At 61.3% G+C, this 10,471-nt stretch carries 11 protein-coding genes and 2 pseudogenes; 9 read left to right on the top strand and 4 right to left on the bottom strand.

Going from position 1 to position 10,471, the window contains the following annotated elements:
- Positions 1 to 142: 142 nt before the first annotated feature.
- The gene (locus QCE88_RS39515) at positions 143 to 346 is read left to right on the top strand and encodes a CsbD family protein (RefSeq protein WP_309911324.1); all 204 of its coding nucleotides are present in this window, start codon (positions 143 to 145) and stop codon (positions 344 to 346) included.
- A 75-nt stretch (positions 347 to 421) separates the two neighbouring features.
- Here the strand turns inward: QCE88_RS39515 and QCE88_RS39510 are convergent, their stop codons facing one another.
- A complete protein-coding gene (locus QCE88_RS39510) occupies positions 422 to 727 on the bottom strand; it encodes a glycine zipper domain-containing protein (RefSeq protein ID WP_309911323.1) in 306 nt (101 codons plus the stop codon).
- A gap of 712 nt (positions 728 to 1,439) precedes the next feature.
- On the opposite strand from QCE88_RS39510, the gene QCE88_RS39505 reads away from it, so the two are divergent.
- The 4 genes and pseudogenes from QCE88_RS39505 to QCE88_RS42160 all read left to right on the top strand — a co-directional run.
- The gene (locus QCE88_RS39505; RefSeq protein ID WP_309911322.1) at positions 1,440 to 2,021 is read left to right on the top strand and encodes a hypothetical protein; all 582 of its coding nucleotides are present in this window, start codon (positions 1,440 to 1,442) and stop codon (positions 2,019 to 2,021) included.
- A 113-nt stretch (positions 2,022 to 2,134) separates the two neighbouring features.
- Positions 2,135 to 2,218 (top strand): hypothetical protein, encoded by an 84-nt coding sequence (locus QCE88_RS42170; RefSeq protein ID WP_409018322.1) that lies wholly within the window; start codon positions 2,135 to 2,137, stop codon positions 2,216 to 2,218.
- Positions 2,219 to 2,482: 264 nt separating this feature from the next.
- A pseudogene (locus QCE88_RS42165) lies at positions 2,483 to 3,601 on the top strand (hypothetical protein); the annotation flags it as partial.
- Between the two features lie 105 nt (positions 3,602 to 3,706).
- A pseudogene (locus QCE88_RS42160) lies at positions 3,707 to 4,117 on the top strand (PQQ-binding-like beta-propeller repeat protein); the annotation flags it as partial.
- A 47-nt stretch (positions 4,118 to 4,164) separates the two neighbouring features.
- Here QCE88_RS42160 and QCE88_RS39490 read toward each other — a convergent pair.
- Positions 4,165 to 5,196: a flavodoxin family protein gene (locus QCE88_RS39490; RefSeq protein ID WP_309911335.1), complete on the bottom strand. Its 1,032-nt coding sequence runs from the start codon at positions 5,194 to 5,196 to the stop codon at positions 4,165 to 4,167.
- A gap of 116 nt (positions 5,197 to 5,312) precedes the next feature.
- Positions 5,313 to 6,521 carry a zinc-dependent alcohol dehydrogenase gene (locus QCE88_RS39485; protein ID WP_309911317.1) on the bottom strand — a complete coding sequence of 403 codons (1,209 nt, stop codon included), beginning with the start codon at positions 6,519 to 6,521 and terminating at the stop codon, positions 5,313 to 5,315.
- 673 nt (positions 6,522 to 7,194) lie between these two features.
- On the opposite strand from QCE88_RS39485, the gene QCE88_RS39480 reads away from it, so the two are divergent.
- The 3 genes from QCE88_RS39480 (at position 7,195) to QCE88_RS39470 (ending at position 8,756) form a co-directional block, all read left to right on the top strand.
- Entirely contained in the window at positions 7,195 to 7,368 is a 174-nt protein-coding gene (locus tag QCE88_RS39480; RefSeq protein ID WP_309911316.1) for a hypothetical protein, read from the top strand.
- A gap of 168 nt (positions 7,369 to 7,536) precedes the next feature.
- Positions 7,537 to 7,776, top strand: coding sequence for a hypothetical protein (locus tag QCE88_RS39475; RefSeq protein ID WP_309911315.1), 240 nt, complete (start codon positions 7,537 to 7,539; stop codon positions 7,774 to 7,776).
- A gap of 641 nt (positions 7,777 to 8,417) precedes the next feature.
- Positions 8,418 to 8,756, top strand: a complete 339-nt coding sequence (locus QCE88_RS39470; RefSeq protein ID WP_309911313.1) for a hypothetical protein — start codon at positions 8,418 to 8,420, stop codon at positions 8,754 to 8,756.
- Here QCE88_RS39470 and QCE88_RS39465 read toward each other — a convergent pair.
- A complete protein-coding gene (locus QCE88_RS39465) occupies positions 8,745 to 9,803 on the bottom strand; it encodes a chemotaxis protein CheB (protein WP_309911311.1) in 1,059 nt (352 codons plus the stop codon). The genes QCE88_RS39470 and QCE88_RS39465 overlap by 12 nt on opposite strands.
- A gap of 181 nt (positions 9,804 to 9,984) precedes the next feature.
- Here QCE88_RS39465 and QCE88_RS39460 point away from each other — a divergent pair, with 181 nt between their 5' ends.
- Positions 9,985 to 10,395, top strand: a complete 411-nt coding sequence (locus QCE88_RS39460; protein WP_309911309.1) for a response regulator — start codon at positions 9,985 to 9,987, stop codon at positions 10,393 to 10,395.
- Positions 10,396 to 10,471 lie beyond the last annotated feature (76 nt).

Raw genomic sequence — 10,471 nt, 5'->3', positions numbered from 1 at the left:
GTAAGGAATGCATGGGCTCAAGCATTGCGCGTGCCTCGCGCGTCGATGATAGCGGCGGCACACGACATGCTGCATAGATCGAGGTCTGACACGCTTCAACACAGCGCGTGCGGCGAAGCACGCCTGACCGACGGAGAAAATCTTGAACAAGGATCAGAAGGAAGGCATCAAGGAACAGGTCAAGGGCTGGACCGACACCGCGATCGGCAAGGTGACGGGCGACGAGGACCGCAAGCTCAAGGGCGACGTGGAGATCACCAACGGCGCCAATCGCAAGGATTACGGCGATCAGAAGGACAACATCGAGAAGGGTGTCGAAGACCCGGGCGATCCGACGAACGAGTGATTCGCAATGGATTCAATTAAACGCGACGATCGGCGATACTGAAAAGGTGGTCGCCCGATCGCCGCTCAATCTGGTTCAACGCGAAGCAAGCATCCCGATCACCAAGCCGCCGACTGCGGCCAGCGCGATAGCCTTCCACGGATTGTCGTGCACGAAGTCGTCGGTGGTTTCGGATGCCGCCCGATATCTCGTCGCCATTCCGTCCCGCACATCGGAGAGCCTGTCTTTGACGACCGAACGCATATCATTGCCGGACGCGGATGACTCCCCGTTCTCATTCGAAGAAGGCCGGTCTGCGCTGGTCGGGAATTCATATGCAGCCTCAGCCTTTTCCGTTATGAGGGAATCGACCGGGTCGGAACCTTGAACCCTGTTAGCCATGAACGTCTCCTTGGGTGTTCGGCGGTATCGAGCCAGCGGAAGTCGGTCCGCCGGGCGTCGACGCAGCTGGTGCAATTTGCATGCCGTCAAACGCTTATCGACGTGAAATAGTCGACGCTGATGCGGCGCTGTGGGGGCGGACGTCATACATCGACCAGCATTTTTTCAAGCCAGCGCGCATCCATCTGGCAGACATAACCGTCATATCGTTCGATCGGACTGAATCCATTACCCTGGTAGAACCGCATCGCACGCTTGTGACCGCCCGCGTTTCCAGGAAGAGCCTCCTGTAGCCACAACCGGCAGCGTCGGCCTCCAGATGCCGGACGACGGCCGTGCCGGTGCCCGATGCCCGACGCCCGATGCCCGATGCCCGATGCAGATTGACGGCTATAGACCCTTTTGATCTCGGCCGTCGATGCGTCGATGCCTTAATGCGCCGCACCCGACGGGCTTTCCGAGGGCCGTGCGCGCCACGTAGAACATGCCACTTGCCGAGCGAAACTCGGGGACATCGAATCTCGACTGGCCGCCATCGCTCGAGAAGAACGCGAGATTGGCGCTTAGTTCATCGAGCAGGATTCGCCCGTCAATCGAAGCCGTCTTCCCGTTGCACGGATCGCACTGGATGAAGAGCCATTCTTCCTCCTGCTGTTTGCACCCATTTAGCAAGTCGAGGACCTAAGGCGCGCGCGGAACAGCGGAATGCCGCTTGCTGAATTTTACGAACGATTCATTCAACGCTCTAACCGCCATGACCAGTCATTTCGACATCCACGAACTTCCCGCCGTGTCGGTGCACTTCCTCCTGATCTCGATGCCGCCCACGCCTTCCGCCTACGACGAAAGCGACGACCTCGACGATCTGCTCGATGAAACCGGCGCAACCGTCCATCGCAGCACCGGCAAGACCGGCACCGACACGGAGGCCGAGCCCGATCCCAAACCGAAGCCATCGGCGGCAACGCAAGCGGATCAGTCAATGGGCTCATCAGTTTTATCGACCGGGGCAAGACAAGGAGCGCACCATGAAATTATCCATCACGTTGAAAGCCGCGGCGATCGCCGCATTGTCGGCAAGTCTTTGCGTCATCGCTGGATGCAACCGCAACAGCACGAGCGCGGGCAGCGCAGCCAGCGACAGTGCGGCTGCCGCGCCCACGTCGGCCACGTCCGCGCCGGCAGCGGCCAGCTTCCCCGCGACGGCGGCAAGCGATACGCCATCGGGCGCCAGCCAGTAACTCCGCACACGAACGAAGGAGTTCAAAGCCATGAGCAAGGGCACGTCCGCTAGCGGTTCCAATACCGTGTTCATCAAAATTCAGGAGGCGTTGAGAGGCATTCACTATCCCGCGGACAAGCAGACCATCGTCGATACAGCGCGCAAGCAAGGCAAGCGACGATGTGATGTCCGCGCTCGATGCGCTGCCGGAACAGCAGTTTCAGGCACCGGCCGATGTGTCGAAGGCGGTCGGGCAGGAAGAAGGCTGAAGCGCGGCGGCGCGCATATCTATGCGCGCCGCGACCGCAATCTCCAGGTTGCAGGCCGTACTGCCACCATTCGCTGCCATTACGTAAATCTTCTATCCGGAAGTCCTCCGCGTTGGCAACGTGGGTATTCATGGAATCCTTCTGGCGAAAGAGCGTTTAGGCAAGTTATATGTACCGCGCCGGTGGCGCGCCTAGTGCGGACCGCATGCGGCGACGACATCCGTATCAAAGGGCGTTCCGGTGAACGGTCGTCACGCTTGTCCAATGCAAAGCATGATTAAGGAGGTATTCGTCCTTCACTGCCGACTCCTCAATAACACGCTTGGCCTGAAGGCCGAATTGAGAAGCATGCAGTCGCGAATAATGCAAGCTTCCATGACCCGGCCTCTGGCCTCGCCGCGAAGCCACACGCTCCTCAGACTGCCGCCCTGGATAACTCAACAAGTTAGCGCCCCAGCAGTTAGCACTGTGAGGAGCGTACGCGCAAGCCGCTGCGCGCAGATAAAGCGTCATCGACGGGCACAACGACTGCTGAGTGAACCAACTGCCTTCGACGCTGCATCGCATGCGGGCCCCACCCTCGAGAGTTGTCAAATGAATGCTCCCTCCTCCCCACCTCTTGCGCGGCCGCGCGCGCCTTCGGCAGTGGTCAAATGGATTACGCTGGTATTCCTCGCGCTGTCGGGCCTCTACTTGATCATAGGTGGTGGCTGGCTCGTTGCCATCGGCGGGTCGCCTTACTATTTGATCGCGGGCATCGTCACGCTCGTCATCGCATGGCTCGTTCTGCGCGCAAGTCCCAAGGCGCTCTGGCTTTATGCGTTACTGCTGCTCGGCACGCTGATATGGGCGATCGCCGAGTCCGGCTTCGATTTCTGGGCGCTCGCGTCGCGCCTCGATGTGCTCGTGCTCGTCGGCATCTGGATGGTGCTGCCGTTCGTGCTGCGCATCTATGTCGCGCCACGCGCGTCAGGCCCGGCGGCGCTGGGCGTTGCGCTCGTGCTGTCGGGCGTCGCGCTGGGTTATGCCGCGTTCAACGATCCGCAGCAGATAGACGGCACCGTGAGCGCGGCGACGTCGGCGGCCGCGGAAACACCGGGCAAGCACGCGGGCAACTGGCTCGCCTATGGCAACTCACAGGCCGGCACCCGGTATTCACCGCTCGCGCAGATCAACGATCGCAATGTCTCGAACCTGCGCGAAGCATGGCGTTTTCGCACGGGCGACATGAAAGGCCCGAACGACCCGCTCGAGATCACCGATGAAGTCACCCCGCTCGCTGTCGATGGCACGCTGTACTTCTGCACGCCGCATCAGCAGGCGGTCGCACTGGACGGCGCGAGCGGCAAGCAGAAATGGCGCTTCGACCCGCAACTGAAGCCCGATCCCAGCTTCCAGCATGTGACCTGCCGCGGCGTGTCCTACTATGAAACGCCGGCCGCCGCACAGGCGCGCGACACCGGCAATCCATCGAATCTGCCGATGTCGTTCCTCTCGCCCGTGCGTTTGCCTTGCAAGCAACCCGCATGGGGCTATGTCGCCGCGCTCGATCTCGACACCAACCAAGTGATCTGGAAGAAACGCATCGGCACGACCCGCGACTCGTCTCCGATTCCCATTCCATTCAAGATGGGCATGCCGATGCTCGGCGGACCGATGACGACAGCAGGACATGTCTTCTTCATCGCCGCCACCGCTGACGACTATCTGCGCGCGTTCAGCACGGACACCGGCGCGAAGCTATGGGAAGCGCGGCTGCCCGCAGGCGGCCAGGCAACGCCGATGACCTATGAGGCCAACGGCAAGCAATACGTGCTCATCGCGGCGGGCGGACATGGTTCGTTCCTGACCAAGCTCGGCGATTACGTGATCGCCTACGCCTTGCCCGACAATCACTAGGCCACCCGCCGTAACGGCTCCCGCGCGACGCCTCTGCGTTTAAGAGGCTATTTCGCGCGCGGTTGCTGAAGGTTCGAATCCGGCTCGGTGAATTTTTCACGCACTTGTGCCACCTTGGCCGCGAGCGCACGCGCGACGTTCTCGACTTCCTGCTGAACCGGCAAGTCACGATCGAGCGTCTGATGACTCGTGGCATACGGCTCGTAGTAGCCGATGAATCGGTCGAGCCGAGACTTTGCACCCGACTCCACGAAACCCATCCAGTCGAGCCAATCGGTCAACGCGCGGCGCGAACCCTCGATTCCGGCTACATCGCCATGGACGACGAGCCCGTATGCACGCCCTGCCAGATGCTTTGGATAATCCCATCCATCCAGTTCGATTTGTTTGGCTTCAGCAGGGTTTTTGCCGTGCGTGGATGACGGATCGGGATTGCCGCCATCCGCGCAGACCAGGCGATCCATCATCAACTTGATCGGGCTGCTGACCTGATACCAGTAGACAGGCGTGACGATCAGCAAGCCGTGGCAGGCGGCGAGCTTTTCATAGATCTCGTTCATCCAGTCATTGACGAGGCCTAGGGAATGGTTCGGATAGCAACTGCACGGCCAGTGACAAAGCGGCATCGCCGTCGAAACACAGCCTTTGCAAGGATGGATATGGAGGTCGTGCTCAGAGTTGAGCCGTGATAGATCGAGCACGTCGACTATGATCGACGCGCTCTGGAGGATGGCTTCCGCTCGCTTGGCCAGCCGGAACGACTTCGACATTTCGCCCGGACACGTGAAGTCGTTGCGCGACGAACCCACGACGATGACGACACGCGACGGCGCTTCTGGATCGCGCTGCCGCGCCTGCGCCGTGGCAATTCGGTCGCTCGCCTCGCGCCATTCCACCGATAGCTCGTATTCGGGGTCTGCGAAACGCGGTCCTGCCTTTTCGGTTATCGGCGATTTTCTGCCTTCGAGATACGCGTCCCACGCGATCGCTTCAAGCCGGTCGATCGCCTCGTCCTCTACGCGAAACGCCGGATCGTAAAAGCGCGCCGTGAATCGCTGACGAAAAACATCGCGCTCAATTTTTTCCGTTACCTGCCCCTTCCGAACGTCGATCTGGTCGAGGGCCACGGTGTGAGTGACGGAGCGGTTGCCGGCTTTATGGATCGCCATGAGAATCTACCTTTTCCGATGCGCAATCAGGCCACCGGTTCGAGCGCGACCTTGATCCAGCCGGGTTGTCGCTTGTCGAACGCCTTATAGGCATCGATGACGTTCATCAACGGCTCCCGTGTAGTCAACACCCGCAGCGGGTCGAATGATCCGCTGCGTACGCGCTCCACCAGCGGCGGCGTCACCGCGCGGTGATTGCAGTTGCCCATCTTGATCGTCAGGTTCTTGTTCATTGCGACGCCGATAGGAAAGAATCGATCATTCGGCGGATAAACCCCGATGATGCCGAGCGTCCCGGCCTTGGCCACCGCGGCGATGCTCCAGTCGAGCGCCTGGGTGGGCGCATCGCCGGGAATCCAGTTGCCGTCCGACATGTTGCGCTCGGGAGTTACGGTTTCGCTTTCTGATTCGCCCTGCTTCGCACTGTCCTCGGATGATGCCGGGCCCGCCTGTGCGTGGACGGAATCCACGCCTACCGCATCGATCGCGCGATCCACGCCGATGCCGCCGGTCAATTCAAGGATGGCCTGCACCGGGTCCTCTTCATCGAAGTTGACCGCTTCCGCGCCTTGCGCACGCGCCATGTCCAGGCGATCTTGCAGACGGTCCACGACGATCACGCGTCCTGCTCCGAGCATGAACGCGCTTGCCACGGCGAACTGACCGACCGGCCCGGCGCCGAACACCGCGACCGTATCGCCTCGGGTGACTTCGGCGAGTTGCGCGCCGAAGAATCCGGTCGGAAAGATATCCGACATCAGAATGGCACGTTCGTCGTCGATATTCTCCGGCAGCCTGATAAGGCTCGCGTTCGCGAGCGGCGTGCGCGCGAACTGGGCTTGCAGGCCGTTGAAGGGTCCCGTCGATTGCGGGCCACCGAAGAACGCCGTGCCTGCGGCCGGGCCATTCGGGTTGGCCTCGTCGCACTGAGCCGTATAGCCCTTCCGACAATACGAGCAGAAGCCGCAGGAAATCGTCGATGGGATCAGTACGCGGTCGCCGCGCTTGAAGTTACGCACACCCTTGCCAATTTCCTCGATCACGCCGACGCCTTCATGGCCGAGAATCGTTCCCGGCTTCATGCCGCCGAGCGTGCCGCGAACCATATGCAAGTCGGTCCCGCAAACGGCGCTCGCAGTCAGGCGAACGATGGCGTCCTGATCGTGCTGAATCGAAGGGTCGGGAACGTTGTCGAGGGATATGTTTCCGACTCCGTGGAAGACGACGGCTTTCATGCTGTGCTCCTTCGCTGGTTTCTGAATAGAGCGAGAGGGAGCAAGCGTCGCACCCGCGAGGGCATGGCTCGGTGCCGTTTTAATCGGAGCCGCGTGGATAGCTGTCCAAAAGGCTAGCCTCGTATCCGCTCGAGTCTTCGCGGTTCCTGGTGGCACGCTCCGCTGATGGAGAACTCCTGGAATGCGGGGTACCAGTCGACATAGCTATCAAGTCGCCCAGCTCAGACACCTGTATGCGCGCCCGGAGTTCGAAGGTATGGAGTTCGCCATTCTTTCGGCGCTCGAACAAAAAGCCCGTCGGATAGGGTACCGCTCACCGCGGCTGACGCAGACTCCAGAACCACAATGAAATTGCTTTCTATGAATCCAGTGGTTTTACCGTAACTGGGGATGAGGCTATAACATCATGCCCCAGTGTGCCCTTGCCTCGAAACGTCGCTGTACAAAGACGCCGTACAAGCGCCTTCGGGATAGTAAGCGTGTCGGCGGCGACGAACTTCGCTTCACCGCGGCAGTCAATTCGGCCGCTTCCAGTGAAGCACCGGCCTGGAACTCAAGATTTCGACGCCAAAAAATTTGCTTTGCGGGAACGACGGTTGCAAATACCCGTCAGTGCCGACGCCAAAACTCAGCGGCATAACGTGTTCCGGCCTTTCCTTAAAGGAGTATCGACATGAGCACCTCACCCAAAAACCCCGGCACGCAAGATCAGTCCGTATCGGGCGATGAAACCTTCGAAACCGACATCTCCGAAACTGATGACGAAGGCACGTCGGTCCATCAGGCAGAAGTGAAGACGGACGACCTGTCGGAGACGAAGCCGGCCGAGGGCGATTCCAAGTCTTGATGCTCATCCGCGAAGTTGTTCTGCATTTCTGCGCAGGGCGCAGCGTTACACCGCCGATCGTCGCGATGAGCTTCGGCGCGAGCACCGGTTTCGTCGGATGCGCCTGGAAGCCGGACGCCGACGCGCGTGAGCGCGCGTCCGCCTGCGCATAACCCCGCAACCGCGGGCATGCGCTCCGTCAGCGTCGCGGCGCGGCTCGCCTGTTTCCTCGCGGATGAGCCATGGAACGTCATAGCCGTCCTGCTCGCCACCGAGGACGATATCGCACAGCAACAAGTTGGGCCGCTGCGCGGTCGGCAAGAACCGACTGGAGTCTACCGCCGGGCGCTTAATGCCCTGGCTGAATTTTATTGTGAGCGCCGGCGCGCCGAAATCCAACCTGACTTCGTCTTCGGCGTCCGGCGTTAGTGACGCCCGAGGACTTGTTACCGACCTGCCCTGCCAACGCTGTTCCACTTCCTCCGCAGTCACCAAGCAGCATAGTCGCCCGACCTGCGAGCGGTAACGGCGGCGGCTGGCCGCTTGCGGCGCTCGTGGAATTGCTCGTTCAGCAGCCTGTCGTCGGTGAAATGCGTCCGTTGCGCCCGGCGCTCGCGCGCGTGAGTCAGCAGGCTCAACACGCTCGGCGGCCAAGTCGCGTGCTGCTGCGGGCGCCGCATGGGCCGAATGCGCTGGCGTTCTCGTACGTTTAATCATGTCGATTGCGATGCCGCCCTCTGCGGGTCTCACGCCAAGGCGTAAGGTCGCCGGCTACGCTTCCAGGGCGCCGGCAAGCGGACGTACCAGAATCAGCAACGTATCGGTCGCCTGAGCGGCCAGGTGCAAGCGTCGGCAAGCCTGGGAGCGGTGTGCTGTTGCCAGAACAGCTGCGTACCGCAACTTCCGGCCTGCAGAACGCGCTCCGCGCACCACAAGGCGTCCGCCGTTTTCGAGGCACGCAGCCACATCAGTTTGTCCAGCGGCACGCCAAGGCGACGCGGTTCCATCCGAACTGAGCGATTTGACCGTCACCCTACAACCGTCGCCGATCTTGCCGAGTCCCTACGGCTGTGTTCGTCGCCATTCACTTGCCCCGGCTTTCGCTGGAGGTGTTCACACTGAGGTGGTCGCCTCCGTTTGAGCATGGGTGCGCGGTGCTCGAGCGCGACAAAGTCATCGTGCTCGACGCGTTGGCAAAGGACGCGGGATGCGCGAGTGGGGATAAAGCGCGGCAGGGCACGGCGCTCGCGCCTCAAGCGCTGATGCTCGATCGCAGCGCTGTACGTGAATACGAGATGCAGCGCGAGGTGGCGGTCGCGCTGCTGCGTTTCTCGCCGCAGGTGGCGATCGGAAAATCGCTATTTAAACCGGACAGTCGCGTGGTTAGAAAGCGGCCATTAGGACGCTGAAATTGGCGATTCATTGTCGGACGGACCTGACGACGGGTCGTCATCATTCCCTGCACTATCCAGCACGAAATCTCGGAGAGCCCCACCGAGTCGGAGAAGCCGCTGCGACAAATCGCGCTCGCTCTTCGCGCGGGCATCATCACCGAGCGTTTCGGCCATACGAGCGCGACGCGCTGCCAGCATCGCGCGCTCTTCAACGTGACGCACCGACGTCCACAGGGCATCTTCGGCATCGGCCTTCTGGGCAGCGTCCAACGAGGCTTCGGAAAACGCGTGTCCGGTATGGCACCGATATCGCAAGGGCGGAGCATCGCTGATTTCCCACACGACGCCGCCGCAGTCCGGACACGTGAGCGTGCTGCGCGTGCCCAGACGGTCGAGCTCCTCGGGCGAGGAAAATCCAGTCAGCGTCATTCTTGCCTCGGCCTCTATACGTTGCTTTTGGGGGCTCATGGAAACTCCTTTGATGGGCTGGCGAAGCGCATCGACAATAGCCTGCCCAACACCGTCCAGTGGCACCACCGTAGCGCTCGGAACAGCGCGCAGCGCCGCAGCGGGCATCGAGGCCGCCACGCTTTCGTTCGGTGCTTCTACGATTATTCTGCCACCGCATGCGTCGACGGCCGCAGCACCCGCGGCGCCGTCGTCGAGATCACCGGTCAGGACAACAGCGATGGCACGTGGGCCGTATTCGACCGCGACCGAACGAAATAAAGGATCGATCGCGGGACGCGTGAAGTTCTCTTTCGACGCGGTAGTTAAGCGCACCCGCCCGTCCTGAACAACCAGATGTCTGTCGGGAGGCGCGATGTAGATCTTGGACGGTTCTAAGACGGTGCCATCTATCGCATGCGTCACCGGCAATGTACAGACGGGGCTGAGCAGCTGGGGCAGAACGCTGCGGAACGCACCGATGTGCATGACAATCAGCATCGGCGCGGCGAGATTCTCCGGCAGCGATGACAGGACGGTTCGGAGCGCCTCGAGACCGCCCAGCGACGTCCCAACCGCCACGATCCGGTTTTTCTTTTCAAGACCATCAGTCACAGACACCTCCGATTGTGTCGTCCGGCTTGCCGGCTTAATTTCCATGATTACCCGGAGAGCTAAGCGGGAGGCTGCTTGCGGCCGGCGCCTGTCTTGCCCCCCGGTCGAACGGCTCATCTCAGGCTACGGGAACGGCAGTTGCGCCGCGCGAGCAAAACAGCCTTATCCCCACGGGACGAGTATGAAACCGCTCATTTGGACGGAAAGGAGGGCGCGCCCGCGCCGTCCGCTGCGCATCCTCGTCGTCGACGACCACGCGCTTGGAGCCGAAGCCGTGGCCCTGGCCCTTTCATCTGCTGGTCACGAAGCCCGCTTCGCCGTCAGCGGACGTTCGGCCCTCGAGCAAATCGCTTTATGGACGCCCGACGTCGCCGTGCTGGACATCAACATGCCGTCGCCGGATGGTTTTCAGCTTGCAGCGCTCCTACGCGCAATGGAGCTTCTTCGCGACCTGGTTCTTATAGCCTATACCTCGATGGACGAACTCGCTGTGAAGTCGAAGGGCATCGAAGCGGGATTCGACGGTTTCTGCCAAAAAGGTATGGGCACTGCGCCTCTACTCGATATGATCGCGTTGTTTGCGCCCCTCTAGCAGAAAGCACCCGAGGCACCGACGCTCCTACCTTCCTACGAGTGTTTTCCGGGCCAGCGAGCGTGGTCGGCGCCGA

The sequence above is a fragment of the Caballeronia sp. LZ035 genome (assembly GCF_031451175.1).
Classification (GTDB): Bacteria; Pseudomonadota; Gammaproteobacteria; order Burkholderiales; family Burkholderiaceae; genus Caballeronia.
Note: the sequence above shows the minus strand (reverse complement) of the source record. Positions and strands in the feature narration are given on the sequence as shown.

What these genes read in the sequence shown, in the direction of transcription:
- QCE88_RS39510 (WP_309911323.1), bottom strand. Translation starts at nt 727, where the DNA reads ATGGCTAACAGGGTTCAAGGTTCCGACCCGGTCGATTCCCTCATAACG.
- QCE88_RS42170 (WP_409018322.1), top strand. Translation starts at nt 2,135, where the DNA reads ATGTCCGCGCTCGATGCGCTGCCGGAACAGCAGTTTCAGGCACCGGCC.
- QCE88_RS39485 (WP_309911317.1), bottom strand. Translation starts at nt 6,521, where the DNA reads ATGAAAGCCGTCGTCTTCCACGGAGTCGGAAACATATCCCTCGACAAC.
- QCE88_RS39480 (WP_309911316.1), top strand. Translation starts at nt 7,195, where the DNA reads ATGAGCACCTCACCCAAAAACCCCGGCACGCAAGATCAGTCCGTATCG.
- QCE88_RS39475 (WP_309911315.1), top strand. Translation starts at nt 7,537, where the DNA reads ATGCGCTCCGTCAGCGTCGCGGCGCGGCTCGCCTGTTTCCTCGCGGAT.
- QCE88_RS39460 (WP_309911309.1), top strand. Translation starts at nt 9,985, where the DNA reads ATGAAACCGCTCATTTGGACGGAAAGGAGGGCGCGCCCGCGCCGTCCG.